Consider the following 18,155-nt stretch of genomic DNA (forward strand, 5'->3'; position numbering starts at 1 on the left):
ACTTCAACGTTTTATTGGGGTAGATAGCAAACAGACAAGTCGCTATAATTCGCGCTCCTTGAAGTAGAGATGATCATATGTACGGTAAAACAACCCCTATCCATGAATACAAAAAATACTGGGCGGAATGCTACGGTACTGCTCCATTCCTACCGACCAGTCGCAAGGAGATGGAAGCTCTTGGATGGGATAGCTGTGACATCATCATAGTCACGGGAGATGCTTATGTTGACCACCCAAGCTTTGGTATGGCTGTCATAGGCCGATTACTTGAAGCTCAAGGTTTTAGAGTCGGGATCATCGCACAACCTGAATGGCACAACAAAGATGCTTTCACACAATTGGGGCAACCCAATCTATTTTTTGGCATCACCGCTGGCAATATGGACTCAATGATCAACCGCTACACCGCTGATCGAAAATTGCGTCATGATGATGCTTATACGCCAAATAATGAAGGCGGTAAAAGACCAGATCGAGCCACTCTTGTTTATTCTCAGCGCTGTCGTGAAGCTTATAAAGGGGTTCCAATTGTACTTGGTGGCATTGAAGCTAGCTTACGTCGTCTTGCTCATTATGATTATTGGTCAGACAAAGTTCGTCGTTCAATTTTATTTGACGCCAAAGCGGATATTTTGCTATTTGGTAACGCTGAGAGAGCATTAGTCGACGTTGCACACAAGCTCGCAGACGGTGAGAGTATTGCTAGCATGACCAATATACGTGGTACGGTTATCAGCTTACCTTCTGAACCTGAAGACTATAAGATCATTGATTCTTCACGCATTGAAAAACCTCGCAAAGAAGCATTTGTTCCGCCAAATCCCTATGTGGTGGAAGAGCAATGCGAAACCAAAGCTAAAGAACAAAACCAACAAGCAAAACCAATCACGATCCGGCCTTCACGCCATGATGCAGCAACTACAGCCGTCCGCATTCCAAATTTTGAGAAGTTGAATAACGATCGGATTCTCTATGCTCATGCCAGTCGTATTATGCACTTAGAAACTAACCCTTATTCTGGCCGCGCTTTAATACAGCGTCATGGCGATCGTGAATTGTGGGTAAATCAAGCACCTATTCCTCTCTCAACGGCAGAAATGGATTATGTATTTGGCCTTCCTTACGCAAGAACCCCTCACCCTCAGTACGGAAAAGCGAAAATTCCTGCATACGACATGATAAAAACATCCGTAAATATCATGCGTGGCTGTTTTGGGGGCTGTTCTTTTTGCTCAATTACTGAACATGAAGGGCGCATAATTCAAAATCGCTCACAAGAGTCCATCCTCAATGAGCTGGAACAAATCAGAGATAAAGTACCTGGCTTTACTGGCACAATTTCAGATCTTGGCGGTCCAACAGCTAACATGTACCGCCTAGGTTGTAGTGACCCTAAAGCTGAGGCAAATTGTCGACGACCATCTTGTGTCTTCCCCGGAATTTGTAACAAACTCAACACAGATCACCAACATACTATCGACCTTTATCGTGCAGCACGTAAAGTCAAAGGTATCAAGAAGGTGATGATTGCGTCTGGTGTTCGCTATGACTTGGCGATCGAGTCTCCTGAATATGTTAAAGAGCTTGTGACCCATCATGTCGGGGGATACCTTAAAATCGCTCCAGAGCATACAGAGAAAGGACCACTTAATTTAATGATGAAGCCTGGGATGGGCACTTATGACAAGTTCAAAGAGATGTTTGAAAAATACAGCGCAGAAGCAGGGAAAAAACAATATCTTATCCCTTACTTTATTTCAGCGCATCCAGGCACTGAAGATGAAGATATGCTTAATCTAGCTCTATGGCTTAAGAAAAATGACTTTGAGTGCGATCAGGTACAAAACTTTTATCCATCGCCTATGTGTAATGCAACATCTATGTATTACTCAGAAACAAACCCACTCAAACGAGTGAAATACAAACAACGTGAGGACGTTCCTGTCGCGAAAGGTGAGCGCCAACGTCGTTTACACAAAGCTTTACTGCGCTACCATGATCCAGCAAATTGGCCCATCATCCGTGAAGCACTCATTCACATGGGTAAGAAGCACTTGATTGGTGATAAAACTAGCTGCCTCGTCCCCGAAGAAGACGTACAGGCATTAACTCCAGCTCAGCGAAGAAAATCTGGCAGGCATGGCGCAAACCGTTTCGCTACCAAACATACAAAAAGCCAACCTGGTTTTGAAAAAATGCATGGTAAAGAGAGTAATGTTAAGCGCAAACTTGGTACTAAAAGCACCAATAAATCTAGTAAAAACAATGCAAACACCAAGTCTGATGCTAACGCCAAGGGCAATCACCAGGCAAAACGCAGCAAGAAATACCACTAAAATATAGATGCCTATACATTAAAGAGCACTTGATACAACAATCTAATGCTCTTTTTCATAGGTAGGGGGGGTTAAGCGTTGTCAGCAGCAAATTCTTGCATGAATTCTACCAGTGCTTTCACTCCCTCTAGCGGCATCGCATTATAAATTGATGCGCGCATTCCTCCTACTGCCCTATGCCCTTTAAGCGAAACGAGACCTCTTTCTGATGCTTGAATGAGGAAAAGTTCATCTAATTCAGGTTTCGCAAGCTGGAAAGGTACATTCATGCGAGAGCGGTTCTGAGTATGCACACCATTTGCGTAAAATTCAGAACTGTCGATATAGTCATACAAGACCCTAGCTTTCTCAACGTTTCTTTGCTCAATAACCTCTATTCCACCCTGCTCTTTCAGCCATTTGAAGACTAAGCCTGATAGATACCAAGCAAAAGTTGGTGGGGTATTAAACATTGAGTCCTTTTCCGCTAAAACCTTATAGCTAATAAAACTTGGTAAAAGATCATGAGCCAAATCAAGCAAATCATCACGAACAATGGCAATACAAATCCCAGCTGGGCCTATGTTTTTCTGAGCACCAGCGTAAATGACACCATATTGTGAAACATCTATCTTACGTGAAAGTATGTTAGAAGACATATCAGCAACAATAGGGAGATGTGTGTCAGGAAGATCCGATATTTCAATCCCATCAATCGTTTCATTTGGGCAGAAATGGACATAGGCAGACTGAGGATCTATCTTCCAATCCGATGGATTAATAACCGCCACATTACCGTCTTTTGTTGTTTTCGCCTCAAACACGTCCACAACACAGTATTTTCCAGCTTCTTTTACTGCGCTCTGGGCCCAATAACCTGCATCTATGTAAGTGGCTTTTTTAGCACTTCCAAGCAAGTTAAGAGGAACAGCAGCAAATTGTGCGCGAGCGCCGCCTTGACAGAATAGAACTTTGTAGTTGTCTGGTATACAAAGTAAGTCCCGAAGATCCTGTTCTGCTTCCTCAGCCACTTTAATAAACTCTTTACTACGATGACTAATTTCCATCACTGAAGTTCCAAGCCCATTCCATTCAATGAATTCTGCTTGCGCTGTTTGCATGACTTCTCTAGGCAGACCTGCTGGGCCAGCACTAAAGTTATATACATTCTCCATTCCCAAATTCCTTGCTTATACTTCAAAAAGGTTTAGGGGATTAATACCATGTTTTTCGATGTATAAAAAGCAAGAAAAGAGGTCTTACAACCTCTTTTCTCATGAAACAACACAAAGTAGATGATTAAGGCTGAGTAACTGCGGGGAACAATAAAGCTATTAAAGGAATTTTTTGACCGCTCTCAAACACTATGTTGCCATCTTTCAACTGAGCTTTAAGCTGATACCCTTCCTCTTTCTGGAAGATAAACTCTTGAACTAATGCTTCATCAACGCCTTGCTTAATAAATGGATATTGCTCCACAAGGCCATTAGAAAAGAAGGTATCAAGGTCACCTGTTAGAGCAGGTAAAAGCTTAGCGGGGTTTTTAGTAATATCATTTGTACCTACCGGAACGGTCACTTTTCCAACACTGTTAAACTCACCGTTATCACCCAATGTCATCGTCATCTTATTCAATGAAAGGTAGAATCCTTTATCAAATAGAATATCAACATAAGGCATTGCTTCTTGAATATCTTCGGGTGCTAATACCGGACTATTTTGATAAAGACTAATTAGATGGTTAAATGAGCTACTGTCGAAACCTCCAAACTCCAGATCAAGCTCAACATTCTCGATTTTACCTTCCGGCATGTGCAATTTAGAGATATTTACCACATGCTGACTGTCGACACGCGAAGACGCGTCATCAAGTGATGAAGAAAACTGATACTTAGCATCTTCCATCGTAAACAAGGAAGACTGCTGCGCATCAGAAACTTTTACGTCAGTAATACTTATTTCTTGCTCACCTAACCAAAAATTATCCTGCTTTCGGCCACTTCCCGAGCCTTTAACTTCTGATATCAGCATTTTTTCACCAGAGTTAAAGTCGATTTCGATCGAAGGAATATTTAAGTCATAGCTCACTTCCCCGAGCACAGTCAGATGCCCTTTGAGAGTTGAGGAAGTGACAGATATCATCGCAGCATCGTCTCCCTCTGAAGATTGATGCCAATTACCCAGCTCAAGTGAATAGTCCGTGTTGCCATTAAGCTGAGTAACCGTAGTCAGTGCCAACGGAAAGCGTTCTCTATCCTCTAAAGTCGACTCTGCCTGCAAACTTAATAGCCCATGAGTAACGTGGCTATTTACGACGAACTCTGTTGGCAAACCATCCAATTCTAACTCCTTTGCTAGAATTGGGTCTACCACCGTGTAACGAGTTGTTACTTCAGAAGATAGATAACCTCGATCATAGGAGACAACCTCAGCCTTGATAGATTCATTATTTAAATGAGCAACCCCATCCTCAATAACATTTTGCCCAATTTGACCAACAGCCAAAGGCCAGCATAGTACTAATGCAATCGCGCCACCAATAGCGCCATATTTTTTCAATTGATGCATGTTTTATCTTTACTCATGTATTTATTGCAGTTTACACCAAAAAACACTCTGTTAAATCAGAGTATTGGCTTAAAGCCAAATTAAAAGGCTCACAACCTCTTATTTGGTATCAATGATACCAGTTTAGTGCAAACTATCTAAAGCTTGGTCAATTCGAGGCAAGGTTTTTTCAGCCCACTATATAATCAACAATTAAGTCAGCATAAGTTACGCAATTATGTATTGCCTAGCTCCTTAAACATACAAAATACAAATGGGTATTAATATGTGTAATAGGTCTCTTTTTAAAATTGATTTTGGTGTGGGTTTTGCATGTTGACAGAAATAGCGACAAAACAATGACATTTTAGTGGTGTCGCACTACGAGAATGCATTATGATGTTATGGTATGACAGTGCTCAGTCGCAATAGACCGAGGAAATTAACAAGAAAAGGTTTTTCTTTCATATGCGTAATACAATCTTAGCTGCTGCCATTGTGCTAGCATCTGGTCAAGCTCTTGCAGAGACAGACCCAAACAGCCCCGCCGTAATGAGTAACTTTAGTTACGATTACTTAGAAGCTCGTATCGGCGCAAGCCCAGTGACTTTCGGCACAGCTGTCAGTAAGTCTATCCATCCGAATGCTCATGTTATTGGCCGTATTGATTCTGAGTTCGAAGGTGATTACGATGCTGCAGCAGGCTTTGGCTTTCATGCTCCAATTAACAATTGGGCAGATTTCACAGGTGAAATGCTTTTCCGTGTAGTGGATTTTGGTGGAAAAGATGGCAAAGGTACCGACACTGGCATGGAATTAAATCTAGGAGTTCGCCAATGGCTAGGACCTCAACTCGAGGTTGGTGGTAAAGCCGGCTATGTAAATATTGATGACAATGACGATTGGATTGGCTCTGCTTATGCTCGTTTCCATGCAACAGAACTCTTTTCTATCGGTGGCGAAGTCAGAATCAACGATTTCTATGGTGACCAATTAATGTTCACAACTCGTTTTAAATTCTAATTACTAACAAGCCGAGTACAAACTCGGCTTGTCGTTCTCCTCATCAATTTATATACAACTTGCAAGTAGCTGCCGCTTGCGGGGTTCTTGAATTAACTTCCAATGCACACCATCTATCGCACCTGCGAACTTCCATAGTAGCTTAACGTCTACATCGTTTCCGTATGTCGCCTTTACTTTTGAAAATACTTTCGGTGCACCTAGCTCAACAAAAGTATCTACATCACCAATACCGGATTTTTTCACCATACGTTCCAGTGTGAGCTGCATGTTCGGTAGGTCACGCAGACGACGGCTGGCCGACGATTTTTTATGATCACGCTGAGAGATTGAAAATTGAATTGATTGCTGCACAATATCGTCAAGCATTGCATTACGCGAAACAAAAAGACGCGTGACATCATAATAGTTTACCGTTGCTGTCGTATGCTTCTTGATATGGCGATATTTGGTACAGCCTAGTTGCGTGAGTTGTCTATCAAGTTGCTCACCGCCTCGAATAAACACCTGCCCAGAACTGATTAAGGCAAACATTGCATCATGTCTGAAAAGGCCTAACCCCCCAAACATTGAGCGCTTTTGGAAACTACCAAACTTATTAACGTACGAGATAAATTTTTGCTCTGTCATATCCATTGATCCTTCTAACCCAGAAAACCCCGATTATTGACGATCACCAGATAGCAGCAGCTGTAAGCGAAAAATATAGCCTGTGTCAGTACCACTATAAATTATGATTTGTTTTGTACACTGACTTCAAGTCAGTAAATGGTAGTTAACGATAAAAAATAAATCTATGCACAGCTTATATTAATCAGCTTATATTCGTTCCAAAGCGCGATTGAAATCACATAAAGTCGCAACCCAAGTAAAGTCAACACCAATATACACATACGCCAATCCATATGTTATATCAATGATTTGCATATTGATTACTAAGGCAGGTAAAATGTATTGGGTATTACATATAGCTAATCAAGAATGAACCATCTATCTTTTTTCTGGCTCCCAGAAAACAATGATCTCCTCGTTAAAGGCATTGAATCTGAATTTAGTGTTTTAATTAAACACGCAATAACATTAGGTAAAATCACTTTACCACCAATTCCTGATGTCGTATTGAAAATACAAAGGCTCTGCACTCGAGATTGTACAACTGTGTTTGATGTTGCTGACTGCTTATTTGAAGATCCAAGTCTTGCCGCCATCGTGATTAGGGTAGCAAACTCGGTGATATTTAACCGTCGTAATATCACTTGTACAGACATAGTAACTGCAGTTTCCCGCCTCGGTATCTTAAGGGTTCGTGATATTGTTACAGCTCAAGCGATTGAACAATTAAAACATTCAGTGAATTTGAGTCGTGACTGTAACCAAATTCTAATAAATAGTGCCCATACTTCCAGAGAACTAGCCGCAACTATGGTTATGGTGGTTAAAGGCTTCAAAGAAATTGACCCAGCTAGATATGACAACCTTGAAACTGATAAGGCTTTGCTGACAGGATTGCTAGCTGACATTGGCTTATTTTGTATCGTTAGTGAGTACCATGCTTATCTGGAAAAAGGTAACTACTTAAACGAAGAAATTGCATTTCAGGTATTTGATAACTTATGTACCAGTGCTAGTGAGCTAGTATTAAAGCAATGGGGCTTTGATCATGATTTTCTTGAAGTCGCAAGTAACCAAGTAATCCAATCAAAGGATGTGAATGTCAGTTATCTTGACATCGCACGTATAGCAAATCACATTTTACTGTTCCGTCGTCAAGATGATAAAATAGATGAACATACTGTCGAATTTGACGTAGCAGGAGCTGACATACTGTACAAACTGAGTAATTTGAGTGATATTGAGTTCAACACAAAAATCAATCAGCTCATTAGCGCCAGCGGGCTCTAACGAATACAAATTATAACTCAGGAGTATCATGTTTTCCGGAATGCTTTTTATTATTGCCCCGCTCTTTGCGGGGTATTTGATTCCTAGTACCAACCCATCCATTCTATCCAAGATTAACAAAACCACCTCATATCTAATATATGTTATCTTGACCTTAATGGGATTAAGCCTTGCGGCACTTGATAACCTTGGTCAGAACCTACAACTTATACTTAAGTATGTTGTCGTATTCTCAACTTGTATTAGTGTCAGTAACTTAGGGGCACTTCCATTGGTAGATAAACTGTTCCCGATTGAGATTGATGGCAAACGAACCAAACTTCCCCTGTCTAGTATGGCTTTGGAGTCTATGAAGCTTATATTATTCGTCGGTGTCGGGCTATTAGCGGGCACGCAACTACCGTTAGAGCTCAATTGGGTCGATATAGCCAGCGAGTCAGTCTTGTTCATATTACTGTTCCTTATCGGCATACAATTGCGCAACAGCGGCTTATCTCTACGTCAGATATTACTCAACAAGCAAGGTATGGTAATCGCAACAACCATCATTACTACATCCTTAATCGGAGGAGTTATTGCAGCCAGAATTCTCGATATTAATCTTTACCAAGCTATCGCTATGTCTTGTGGTTTCGGTTGGTATTCTCTTTCTGGAATTCTTATGGGTGACGCCTTTGGGCCAATTTTTGGCGGAGCATCGTTTATGATTGAACTAGTAAGAGAACTTGTTGCCTTAGTTATGATTCCTCTGATTATACATTCAAGACCCAGTGTGGCCATTGGGTATGCTGGAGCGACTGCGATGGATTTTACACTTCCGGTTATTCAAAGTACTGGAGGGGTGCGTTGCGTACCAATTGCTATAGTCAGCGGATTCATATTAAGCCTTTTGGTACCTATATTGATGCTGGTCTTTGTCTCTCTTGCAGAGCAGATCGCATGATTTTATATTTCAGTTCATTATATTAATAACTCAGCCATGTTATACAATTTAATAATTCACATTCAGTGGCTTTATAATAAATGTTCTTCAAAGGAATCATTATGACACGTTTACTGATTGCATTGCTGTTAAGCGCAACCTCCACTATGGTTACTGCTGCTGACAATGCATGTTTGTCCAAAAAATACAATGCTTATATTGATGCTTCTCTTCATTGGTACGAAGATTTAGCCAAACTGACTTCTGAGCAGTACCCAGATCTGAAGGAAGTTAGCGAATGGTTTTTAGAAGGTCGAAAAAATCATTTTGAACTGAATCGAGCGGCAGTCCAATACTATTTAGAAAACGACCCTTCAAAGATCGCCACGAATCAGCCCGTTGAGGCTTGGCTTCAACTTGAACAAAAAGATATTAAAACCTTGTCCACTCGCAGTGATGAATTAGGTCGGCTCGCACAAGTAACGTTTAGCGACCGCCAGTCCAAACCCCATGATAAAAACTACGATCTTCGCTCAGCATTCGCTGACTTACTCAGCCATCCAACCAAAATTGATGTTGCGCTTAAACGTTACAACACAGCAATTAAAGATCTAGAAAGCCTTTCATGTGAGACCTAACCCAATCACTATTGAGATTTTTTCTCAGTAGTGATCGTCCACACATTGATATCGAGTATCAGAAAATTAAACGGGACTTTGCGCCCGTTTTCGTTTAGATTTACGCGCTGCAACAACAATGATTAGAGCAAAGTAGTTGTATGATAACCACACATAGAAAGGCTGATGTAAGCTTCGACACCCTACTGCGAATATTTACCGTCCCTGAAGGACCAGACTCCACACTTACAAAAATTGAAGAAAGCCTCTCACAAAACCTTAACCAGTTTTTGCGTGAGCATATTGTTGCTGAAGAAAAACCGCTCAAAGAAATTGAAAAAGACTTCTCTTCTGCATCCATTCCTGAAATACCTGAATTTGTTTCTGAACATACTCAACACCTTCTAGATACCTTAGTATCTCATTCTGTCCATACATCTGCGCCAAGCTTTATCGGCCATATGACGTCAGCACTACCCTATTTTTTAATGCCGCTATCAAAAATCATGATCGCGCTGAATCAAAACTTGGTGAAGATTGAAACTTCCAAAGCTTTTACACCATTAGAGCGCCAAGTATTAGGTATGCTACACCGGTTAGTGTACAACCAAGATGACCACTTCTATTCAAAATGGATGCACAGTGCGCAGCATTCACTAGGCGCTTTTTGTTCTGGTGGAACGATTGCAAATATTACCGCTTTATGGGTAGCAAGAAACAGCGCTTTAAAAGCGCAAGGTAAATTCAAAGGTGTTGAGAAAGAAGGACTTTACCAAGCGATGCAACACTATGGCTATCAGGGTCTAGCCATTCTGGTTTCTGAGAGAGGACATTATTCGTTGACAAAATCCGCCGATATTCTCGGAATAGGGCAACAAGGTCTGGTAGCGGTTAAAACCGATTCAAATAACCGTATTTGCCCCCAAGCCTTAATTGAAAAAATCGTTGAGCTCAAACAGAAAAACATCAAACCCTTTGCCGTTGTGGGTGTTGCAGGTACAACAGAAACGGGATCTGTCGACCCACTATTAGAAATGGCCGAAATATGTAGCGAACACGACTGCCACTTTCATGTAGATGCAGCTTGGGGTGGCGCCACATTAATGTCGAATAACTACCGTAATCTATTGAATGGTATAGAAAAAGCAGATTCAGTCACCATTGATGCCCACAAGCAGCTCTATGTTCCAATGGGTGCTGGCATGGTACTTTTCAAAAACCCTGAAGCAATGAAATCAATAGAGCATCATGCTCAATATATCCTACGTAAAGGCTCAAAAGATCTGGGTAGCCATACCTTAGAAGGATCACGTTCAGGTATGGCAATGCTGGTGTACGCTGCAATGCACATCATTAGTCGACCTGGTTATGAATTACTGATTGATCAAAGTATTGATAAGGCAAGATATTTCGCCGAATTGATTAAGCAACAAGACGACTTCGAGCTGGTATCTGAACCAGAGCTTTGCTTACTCACTTATCGCTATATTCCCGAAAAAGTCCGTAAAGCGCTAGACATTGCTGACCATGAACAAAAAGTGCACCTCAATGGGCTAATCAATGAATTGACCCAGTTTATTCAAAAGCGCCAACGAGAAACGGGCAAGTCTTTTGTTTCTAGAACACGCCTAAACCCTCAACAATGGGACAGACTCGATACTATTGTCTTTCGTGTTGTACTTGCTAATCCTTTAACTGGGCACGATATTCTAAGCTCAGTAATAGAAGAGCAAAGAGCGATAGCCAGCCAAGCTCCTAACTTGATGGCAAAAATACTAGCCGCAGGGCACACTATCGTGGAAAGTTGAAAACTTCTTTCTGTACACTTGTAATTTGCCGACCATTAATTGCCTCAAATCGAACGAATTTTTACCAATAGCTATCGCGAAAGGCGCTTTGGTCCGATTTAGTTTGAGGCTTGTCATGTTTACACCTCTCGAAAGGTGTAAATATTACAATAAACCTTTGGCTTGGGTTTATACTGGAGCCCATGGCGCTGGATAGGAATTACCCTTAGGTGACTATGGCCTATCAACGAGCAGGTCTATCCAGCGAGTTGTTCTCTATACCTTTGTGAACACTATGAATACATTAGAAAAAGTCCAAAAAAATCTAGAAAACTTCAGCAAATCTGAACGTAAAGTTGCTGAAGTCATTATGGCATCACCTCAGACTGCCATACATTCTAGTATCGCAACGCTGGCTAAAATGGCAGATGTCAGTGAACCAACCGTTAACCGTTTTTGTCGTCGATTAGACACTAAAGGCTTCCCTGATTTTAAACTTCATCTAGCACAAAGCCTTGCCAATGGTACGCCTTATGTGAATCGCAATGTTGAGGAAGATGATGGTCCGGACGCGTACACACATAAAATTTTTGAGTCTACTATGGCGTGTTTGGATGTTGCGAAAAATAGCTTGGATTCTATGCAAATTAATCGAGCCGTTGATCTGCTTACCCAAGCTAAACGCATTTCGTTCTTCGGTCTAGGCGCATCATCAGCAGTTGCACGCGATGCACAAAATAAGTTTATTCGCTTTAATATCCCTATCACTTGTTTTGATGATATCGTTATGCAGCGCATGAGCTGTATAAACTGTACAGACAATGATGTTATTGTGCTGATATCTCATACTGGCCGGACCAAAAGCCTAGTTGAAATTGCCAATCTTGCTCGTGAAAATGGGGCAACCGTCATTGCTATTACAGCAAAAGAGTCTCCTCTCGATCAAGCCAGTTCGCTCTCTATTTCTTTAGACGTGCCTGAAGACACCGATGTATACATGCCGATGGCAAGTCGTGTCGTACAAATGACTGTGATTGATGTCTTGGCAACAGGCTTTACCTTAAGACGTGGTTCCGGCTTTAGGGACAATCTAAAACGAGTGAAAGAAGCACTCAAGGATTCACGCTACGATAAGCTTTCTCAATTCTAACCAAGAGCGCATACGCGCTCTTTTTCTCTCATATATTGACACAATTACCCCTATTAACTCCATTTGAATAACGTGGGAGTTAAAGAATAACCAAATCGAAAGGGATAGCTTTGACCTATTAAAGCAAAAGATAAATGCCACTTTATTTTCCAGTGCGATTCGGGCATAGTGGCGGCAATCAGAATAAAGGAGAATCACAATATGTTCGTAGTTATCTTTGGTCGTCCAGCTTGCCCTTACTGTGTTCGTGCAAAAGAACACGCGGAAACATTAAAAGCCAAGCGTGATGACTTCAACTACCGTTATGTGGATATTCATGCAGAAGGCATTTCAAAAGCTGATCTAGAAAAAACGGTTGGTAAACCAGTAGAAACGGTTCCACAAATTTTCATTGATGAGAATCATATCGGTGGCTGTGATGAATTTGAAGCGTATGCAAAAGAGCATTTAGGCCTTTTTGACGCATAATCACAAATTTATTGAGCCGCTCCTGATAGCGGCTTTTTTGTGCCTGTTATTTAATCGTATTAAAAAATATATGGCACAAGTCAGTAAATCGTCAATTATATAATTTAGCACTTATCATTTCCCCACATTAAGTTACAATTTGCTCACTTATTCTATGGCACTGAAGTAAGAGCTGCCCCGTGAACATCAACGTTTTAAATCTGCTTGAACAAAACCCTATCCTATTAATTTTTGTTGCCCTTGCGATTGGCTTAGCCATAGGAAAAATTCGATTCGGCAACTTCCAACTCGGCAATTCAATTGGTGTTTTAGTGACTTCATTAGTTATGGGTCACCTAGGGTTTACATTTAATGCGGATGCATTGACCGTTGGCTTCATGCTATTTATTTATTGTGTGGGCATAGAAGCTGGTCCCAACTTTTTCGGTATCTTTTTTAGAGATGGTAAACACTATTTCATCCTAAGTATGGTGGTATTATCCAGTGCTATCTTTATTACTTATTTTGCCAGTCACAACCTAGGTCTTGACTTCGGATTAGCGGCTGGAATGATGGCAGGCGCTTTAACCGCCACACCTGTTTTAGTCGGTGCGCAAGACGCACTCAATTCTGGCCTTGCCACAACACCACATGCTATGGATTTTTCTGAAGTGATTGAAAATCTATCCGTAGGATACGCTATGGCCTACCTTGTAGGCTTAATAAGTATGATTGCTTTTGCTAAATTATTGCCCAAGCTGCAAAAGCAAAACTTATCTGACTCCGCTCAACAAATCGCCCAAGAAAGAGGACTAGGAAGTAACGGCCAACGTAAAGTCTATTTGCCAATCATTCGTGCTTACCGTGTGGGACAAGAACTCATCGATTGGATAGATGGCAAAAATCTCCGCGAGTTAGGTATTTACCGCCAAACAGGTTGCTATATCGAGCGTATTCGCCGCAATGGTATTCTTGCTCATCCGGATGGAGACGCTATTTTGCAGCAAGGTGATGAAATCGCACTGCTCGGTTTTCCCGATAGCCACGCTCGGCTAGACCCGAGCTTTCGCCATGGTAAAGAAGTATTCGATCGCAACCTACTTGATTTACGAATCGTAGAAGAAGAAATCGTCGTGAAGAGTGATGCCATGGCCGGCAAACGTCTATCTGATCTGAATTTATCCGAATACGGTTGTTTTCTTAATCGAGTAGTTCGAGCGCAAATAGAAATGCCAATGGATCTCGATATTGTACTCGCTAAAGGTGACGTTCTTCAGGTTAGTGGTGAGAAAAGTCGTGTACATGGATTGGCAAAAAAGATCGGGTTTATATCCATTCATAGCCAAATGGCCGATCTGCTAGCATTTTGTAGCTTCTTTATTCTCGGGATTATGTTCGGCCTTATTACCATGACTTTTGGTCAGGTTTCGTTTGGCTTAGGTAATGCTGTAGGCTTGTTGATATCTGGAATTTTGTTAGGCTTTTTACGTGCTAATCACCCAACTTTTGGTTACGTACCTCAAGGTGCCTTAAACATGGTCAAAGACTTAGGTTTGATGTTTTTCATGGTGGGTATTGGCCTAAGTGCTGGTGGAAAAATGTTTGAACACCTCGCAGAATTTGGGCCACAGGTGATTGGGCTTTCTTTCTTGGTCAGCGTCGTTCCTGTTGCACTTGCATATCTTGTTGGTGCTTACATACTTAAAATGAATCGAGCATTATTGTTTGGCGCAATTATTGGTGCTAGAACTTGTGCACCTGCAATGGATATTGTTAACGACTATACCAAGTCAACTATCCCAGCTCTTGGTTACGCAGGTACCTATGCCATCGCAAATATACTGATGACCTTAGCAGGTACTGTACTCATTATTTTGAGTTGAACCTATCTGATAGAGAAAAGGCTTCATTGAAGAAGCCTTTTTTGAGCTAGCTTAGTGGTCTTAGATAAGCCAAAAAGCGTTTTTCTGCCTGTTTGAAGCACCAAATAATAATGAACGTTAGCGACATATAGAATACCCCCGCAGTCAAGAATGACTCAAATGGTGCATAGTAGCGGGAGTTAACTAAGCGAGCCGCGCCAGTTAAATCCATTATAGTTACAATGCCTGCAACTGCACTTCCATGGAGCATAAAAATAACTTCGTTACTGTATGCTGGTAAAGCACGTCGTAGAGCACTTGGAAGAATAATACGCCGATATGTCATGAATGTGCTCATGCCATATGCCTTTGCAGCTTCAACCTCACCTTTAGGTAATCCATTTATCGCACCTCGGATAATTTCTGCAGTATAAGCCGATGTGTTAAGAACAAAAGCCACAAGCGCGCAAAACCACGCGTTTTCCCACAACGTATCTTTAACTGGGAAAAATTGGTCCATGCCATAATAAATAAGGTAGAGTTGAACTAAGAGCGGTGTACCACGAAAGAAATAGATAAATGCCCAGCTAGGCCCCTTCGCAGCATAATGTATACTATTTCGAGCTATACCTAACGGAATCGCTACAAGCAAACCAATAATCAGTGAAAGTGCAACTAGCCAAGTTGTAGTCCACAGCCCCGCAAGGTAGATTGGCAAACTTTCTATTATCAATGACAAGTCCATCTTTTACCTCGCATGAATACTAAATTTGCGCTCTACAAGCTTGAGTAAACCAGTCGATACGCTAGTGAAGAAAAGAAATATAGCTGCTACTGTCATGTAAAAGGTAAATGGCATTTTGGTCGAGCCTGCTGCCAACGCACTAATACGAACCATATCTTCAAGACCAATGATGGATACCAGCGCTGTTGTCTTGAGTAGTACTAACCAATTATTTCCAAAACCAGGTAGTGCATGGCGGATCATTTGTGGCAGTAATATACGACGAAAAGCGAGAGATGAGCTCATACCATAGGCTTTTGCTGCCTCTAATTCTCCTCTATCGACAGCCATAATGGCTCCTCGAAATGTTTCAGCCATATAAGCGCCAAATATAAACCCTATTGTAAGTACTCCGGCGATAAACGGGCTAACGTCAACATAATCAGGTAGGTACGATGTCCACTCGTGATTTGGATCACTCGCAGCAAACCACTCATTTAACCATTCATTAACCGAATATAAGCTGTTATTGAGTAGAATCTGCCCACCGAAGAATATTAGCATCATTAAAACGAGATCAGGGATACCACGGATGACTGTGGTATAAAGAGTTGCAATCGCTCGTGCCCAACGGTAAGGAGCCATCTTTGCCAATGCCCCCAACATCCCCAAAACCATAGCAAGTAGTAAAGAAAACAATGCAACTTCTATAGTGACGATAGCCCCTTTTAATATAGAAGCTTCGTATCCTTGTAAATCCAACATAGGTGAGTTCCTAAGCCCTAAGGTATGTGGTTAGAAAGTACTTATCTCAGCTATAAATAGAACAACTTCAACAATCAACCACAAAAATAGCGAAGCCGCTGATCTACCCTAGGAACATAAATCAGCAGCTATGTTAATCAGGCCTATTGCCCATATACATCGTAGTCAAAATATTTGCCAGCAATCTTCTGATACTCACCTTTCTCACGAAGTGACATAATGGCTTTATCCAATTTTTGAGTTAGATCTTTATCCTGTTTGCGGACCGCAATACCAAAACCATCCCCAAACCACTTCGGATCAGTGAGTGATGGTCCAACAAACTCGTAAGCATCACCACCTGCTTTATTTAGCATCCCTTCCTCAAGTGCTGAAGCATCTCCAAGTACTGCTACCACACGCCCATTGGCTAAATCAAGGTATGCTTCATCAAAAGAGCCATAACGTACGATTTCAACTTTATCACCGTAATTATCGGTCAAGTATTTATCATGAGTAGTCGCTCTTTGCACTGCGATTTTTTGTCCATCCAAGTTATCAAAATCTAGGTTAGCACCTTTCTTTGCTATAAATTTATTCGGGATGAGTGCATACTTTCCGGTAAAGTCTACCTTCTTTTTACGCTCTTCAGTGATAGACATAGCGGCTATAATCGCATCGTATTTTCGAGCTAAAAGTGATGGAATAATCCCATCCCAGTCTTGCGCAACAATCTTACACTTTACTTGCATTTCATTACAAAGAGCGTTGGCCATATCAACATCAAAGCCTTTTAATGAACCGTCGGCTTCAGTCCAACTAAATGGTGGATAAGCCCCTTCTATGCCAAAGCGAACCGTTTTCCAATCTTTAGCATGAACGACGCCTGTCATTACAGTCGTAGTCAAAGCTGCAACCACTAACCAATTTTTCATTTGATACTCCTTTCGTCATGATTTTTAGTATTCGCAGAACCTGCTTCGGCATTAACAACAAACTCAGTAAATCGATGAGATAAACTGTTGTAAACGCTCTGAGTCTGGATCTGTGAAGAGCTTAGCAGGGTTACCCTGCTCTTCCACTAAGCCTTGATGTAAGAACATGACATGATTAGAAACATCGCGTGCAAATGCCATTTCGTGTGTTACAACCAACATTGTCCTACCTTCTTCAGCAAGATCTCGCATTACCCCAAGCACCTCACCCACTAATTCAGGATCAAGTGCAGAGGTAGGTTCATCAAACAACATCACTTCAGGGTCGACAGCAAGCGCCCTAGCGATAGCTGCTCGTTGTTGTTGTCCACCAGAAAGGTGACCAGGGTAATAATCCTTTCGCTCGTAAAGGCCAACTTTTTTTAGCAGTCGCTCTGCATCCTCTTTGGCCTGGGCTTTTGAAACACCTAATACATGAACGGGCGCTTCAATCACATTTTCAAGCACTGTCATATGAGACCATAAGTTGAAACCTTGAAATACCATTGCCAACCTCGAACGTATCCGCTGGACTTGTTTCTCGTTTGCAGGCATGGCTTCGCCTTGACGGCCGTCTTTCATCTGAATCAATTCTCCATTGACCCATATCTCACCCTTGGTCGGTGTTTCTAAAAGATTAATACATCTTAAAAAGGTACTTTTACCAGAGCCAGACGACCCTATGATAGAAATAACGTCGCCTTTGTGTGCTTGAAGCGAAATCCCCTTCAGCACTTCATTGTGACCAAATGTCTTATGCAGTTCCCTTATATCTAGCGCTGCTGCATCATTCATGCGCTCGTTACTCCCTGTTTAATTATCACTTCCCCCAAACAAAGAAGCTTGGCACTGAAAGTGCTAGAATCATGCCTTATCTCGCTACAAACTAGCACTGCACCGCTTAATAAGCAACAAATCATTAACCATCAAAAAGTGAATTAATAGTCAATATATTAAAATTAAAAATCAAAAAAACAGCCATATTGCAATTCACATATGCATAAAGTGAAATAAAAGCATTTATCAACAACTCTCTATAATTTAACATTTCTGTAAAAAACCGGAACTATCTCAATAATTTAATCAATAGCATTGCTCGTTGCACTATTGGTTATAGTGTCATATTTATTTCAATGAA

The 18,155-nt window shown here is 41.3% G+C and carries 16 protein-coding genes; 9 read left to right on the top strand and 7 right to left on the bottom strand.

Annotated elements, in window-relative coordinates; translation table 11 throughout:
- Nucleotides 1-77: 77 nt before the first annotated feature.
- Nucleotides 78-2,339, top strand: a complete 2,262-nt coding sequence (locus KO511_RS10245) for a YgiQ family radical SAM protein (RefSeq protein ID WP_215987342.1) — start codon at nucleotides 78-80, stop codon at nucleotides 2,337-2,339.
- Nucleotides 2,340-2,410: 71 nt separating this feature from the next.
- Here the strand turns inward: KO511_RS10245 and serC are convergent, their stop codons facing one another.
- Nucleotides 2,411-3,493: a 3-phosphoserine/phosphohydroxythreonine transaminase gene (gene serC / locus KO511_RS10250; RefSeq protein WP_215987343.1), complete on the bottom strand. Its 1,083-nt coding sequence runs from the start codon at nucleotides 3,491-3,493 to the stop codon at nucleotides 2,411-2,413.
- A gap of 124 nt (nucleotides 3,494-3,617) precedes the next feature.
- Nucleotides 3,618-4,886, bottom strand: coding sequence for a DUF945 family protein (locus KO511_RS10255; protein WP_215987344.1), 1,269 nt, complete (start codon nucleotides 4,884-4,886; stop codon nucleotides 3,618-3,620).
- Nucleotides 4,887-5,333: 447 nt separating this feature from the next.
- On the opposite strand from KO511_RS10255, the gene KO511_RS10260 reads away from it, so the two are divergent.
- On the top strand, nucleotides 5,334-5,888 hold the full coding sequence (locus KO511_RS10260) for a hypothetical protein (protein ID WP_215987345.1): 555 nt from the start codon (nucleotides 5,334-5,336) through the stop codon (nucleotides 5,886-5,888).
- Nucleotides 5,889-5,936: 48 nt separating this feature from the next.
- On the opposite strand, the gene KO511_RS10265 is transcribed toward KO511_RS10260, so the two are convergent.
- Complete coding sequence (locus tag KO511_RS10265; protein WP_215987346.1) at nucleotides 5,937-6,524, bottom strand: TfoX/Sxy family DNA transformation protein; 588 nt, start codon at nucleotides 6,522-6,524, stop codon at nucleotides 5,937-5,939.
- 345 nt (nucleotides 6,525-6,869) lie between these two features.
- Between KO511_RS10265 and KO511_RS10270 the strand changes: the two genes are divergently transcribed.
- The 7 genes from KO511_RS10270 to KO511_RS10300 all read left to right on the top strand — a co-directional run bounded on the left by KO511_RS10270 (nucleotide 6,870) and on the right by KO511_RS10300 (nucleotide 14,596).
- Nucleotides 6,870-7,790 (top strand): HDOD domain-containing protein, encoded by a 921-nt coding sequence (locus KO511_RS10270; protein ID WP_215987347.1) that lies wholly within the window; start codon nucleotides 6,870-6,872, stop codon nucleotides 7,788-7,790.
- Nucleotides 7,791-7,818: 28 nt separating this feature from the next.
- A complete protein-coding gene (locus KO511_RS10275; protein WP_215987348.1) occupies nucleotides 7,819-8,733 on the top strand; it encodes a lysine exporter LysO family protein in 915 nt (304 codons plus the stop codon).
- A gap of 101 nt (nucleotides 8,734-8,834) precedes the next feature.
- Complete coding sequence (locus KO511_RS10280; protein WP_215987349.1) at nucleotides 8,835-9,350, top strand: hypothetical protein; 516 nt, start codon at nucleotides 8,835-8,837, stop codon at nucleotides 9,348-9,350.
- A gap of 140 nt (nucleotides 9,351-9,490) precedes the next feature.
- Complete coding sequence (gene panP, locus KO511_RS10285) at nucleotides 9,491-11,137, top strand: pyridoxal-dependent aspartate 1-decarboxylase PanP (protein WP_215987350.1); 1,647 nt, start codon at nucleotides 9,491-9,493, stop codon at nucleotides 11,135-11,137.
- A 274-nt stretch (nucleotides 11,138-11,411) separates the two neighbouring features.
- Nucleotides 11,412-12,266, top strand: a complete 855-nt coding sequence (locus KO511_RS10290; protein ID WP_215987351.1) for a MurR/RpiR family transcriptional regulator — start codon at nucleotides 11,412-11,414, stop codon at nucleotides 12,264-12,266.
- Nucleotides 12,267-12,467: 201 nt separating this feature from the next.
- Nucleotides 12,468-12,734, top strand: a complete 267-nt coding sequence (locus tag KO511_RS10295) for a GrxA family glutaredoxin (RefSeq protein ID WP_215987352.1) — start codon at nucleotides 12,468-12,470, stop codon at nucleotides 12,732-12,734.
- A 179-nt stretch (nucleotides 12,735-12,913) separates the two neighbouring features.
- Complete coding sequence (locus KO511_RS10300) at nucleotides 12,914-14,596, top strand: aspartate:alanine antiporter (protein ID WP_215987353.1); 1,683 nt, start codon at nucleotides 12,914-12,916, stop codon at nucleotides 14,594-14,596.
- A 46-nt stretch (nucleotides 14,597-14,642) separates the two neighbouring features.
- Here KO511_RS10300 and KO511_RS10305 read toward each other — a convergent pair whose 3' ends face one another.
- The 4 genes from KO511_RS10305 to KO511_RS10320 form a co-directional block, all read right to left on the bottom strand.
- Nucleotides 14,643-15,320 carry an ABC transporter permease gene (locus KO511_RS10305; RefSeq protein WP_215987354.1) on the bottom strand — a complete coding sequence of 226 codons (678 nt, stop codon included), beginning with the start codon at nucleotides 15,318-15,320 and terminating at the stop codon, nucleotides 14,643-14,645.
- 3 nt (nucleotides 15,321-15,323) lie between these two features.
- A complete protein-coding gene (locus tag KO511_RS10310) occupies nucleotides 15,324-16,064 on the bottom strand; it encodes an ABC transporter permease (RefSeq protein ID WP_215987355.1) in 741 nt (246 codons plus the stop codon).
- Between the two features lie 143 nt (nucleotides 16,065-16,207).
- Entirely contained in the window at nucleotides 16,208-16,978 is a 771-nt protein-coding gene (locus KO511_RS10315) for an ABC transporter substrate-binding protein (protein ID WP_215987356.1), read from the bottom strand.
- Nucleotides 16,979-17,041: 63 nt separating this feature from the next.
- Complete coding sequence (locus tag KO511_RS10320; RefSeq protein WP_215987357.1) at nucleotides 17,042-17,812, bottom strand: ABC transporter ATP-binding protein; 771 nt, start codon at nucleotides 17,810-17,812, stop codon at nucleotides 17,042-17,044.
- Between the last annotated feature and the right edge of the window lie 343 nt (nucleotides 17,813-18,155).

It is taken from the genome of Vibrio hepatarius (genome assembly GCF_018860525.1).
In the GTDB taxonomy this organism is placed as follows: Bacteria; Pseudomonadota; Gammaproteobacteria; order Enterobacterales; family Vibrionaceae; genus Vibrio; species Vibrio hepatarius_B.

Bases quoted from the DNA above. Each gene is read 5' to 3' on its own strand.
- KO511_RS10245 (WP_215987342.1), top strand. From the start codon at position 78: ATGTACGGTAAAACAACCCCTATCCATGAATACAAAAAATACTGGGCG.
- serC (WP_215987343.1), bottom strand. From the start codon at position 3,493: ATGGAGAATGTATATAACTTTAGTGCTGGCCCAGCAGGTCTGCCTAGA.
- KO511_RS10255 (WP_215987344.1), bottom strand. From the start codon at position 4,886: ATGCATCAATTGAAAAAATATGGCGCTATTGGTGGCGCGATTGCATTA.
- KO511_RS10260 (WP_215987345.1), top strand. From the start codon at position 5,334: ATGCGTAATACAATCTTAGCTGCTGCCATTGTGCTAGCATCTGGTCAA.
- KO511_RS10265 (WP_215987346.1), bottom strand. From the start codon at position 6,524: ATGGATATGACAGAGCAAAAATTTATCTCGTACGTTAATAAGTTTGGT.
- KO511_RS10270 (WP_215987347.1), top strand. From the start codon at position 6,870: ATGAACCATCTATCTTTTTTCTGGCTCCCAGAAAACAATGATCTCCTC.
- KO511_RS10275 (WP_215987348.1), top strand. From the start codon at position 7,819: ATGTTTTCCGGAATGCTTTTTATTATTGCCCCGCTCTTTGCGGGGTAT.
- KO511_RS10280 (WP_215987349.1), top strand. From the start codon at position 8,835: ATGACACGTTTACTGATTGCATTGCTGTTAAGCGCAACCTCCACTATG.
- panP (WP_215987350.1), top strand. From the start codon at position 9,491: ATGATAACCACACATAGAAAGGCTGATGTAAGCTTCGACACCCTACTG.
- KO511_RS10290 (WP_215987351.1), top strand. From the start codon at position 11,412: ATGAATACATTAGAAAAAGTCCAAAAAAATCTAGAAAACTTCAGCAAA.
- KO511_RS10295 (WP_215987352.1), top strand. From the start codon at position 12,468: ATGTTCGTAGTTATCTTTGGTCGTCCAGCTTGCCCTTACTGTGTTCGT.
- KO511_RS10305 (WP_215987354.1), bottom strand. From the start codon at position 15,320: ATGGACTTGTCATTGATAATAGAAAGTTTGCCAATCTACCTTGCGGGG.
- KO511_RS10310 (WP_215987355.1), bottom strand. From the start codon at position 16,064: ATGTTGGATTTACAAGGATACGAAGCTTCTATATTAAAAGGGGCTATC.
- KO511_RS10315 (WP_215987356.1), bottom strand. From the start codon at position 16,978: ATGAAAAATTGGTTAGTGGTTGCAGCTTTGACTACGACTGTAATGACA.
- KO511_RS10320 (WP_215987357.1), bottom strand. From the start codon at position 17,812: ATGAATGATGCAGCAGCGCTAGATATAAGGGAACTGCATAAGACATTT.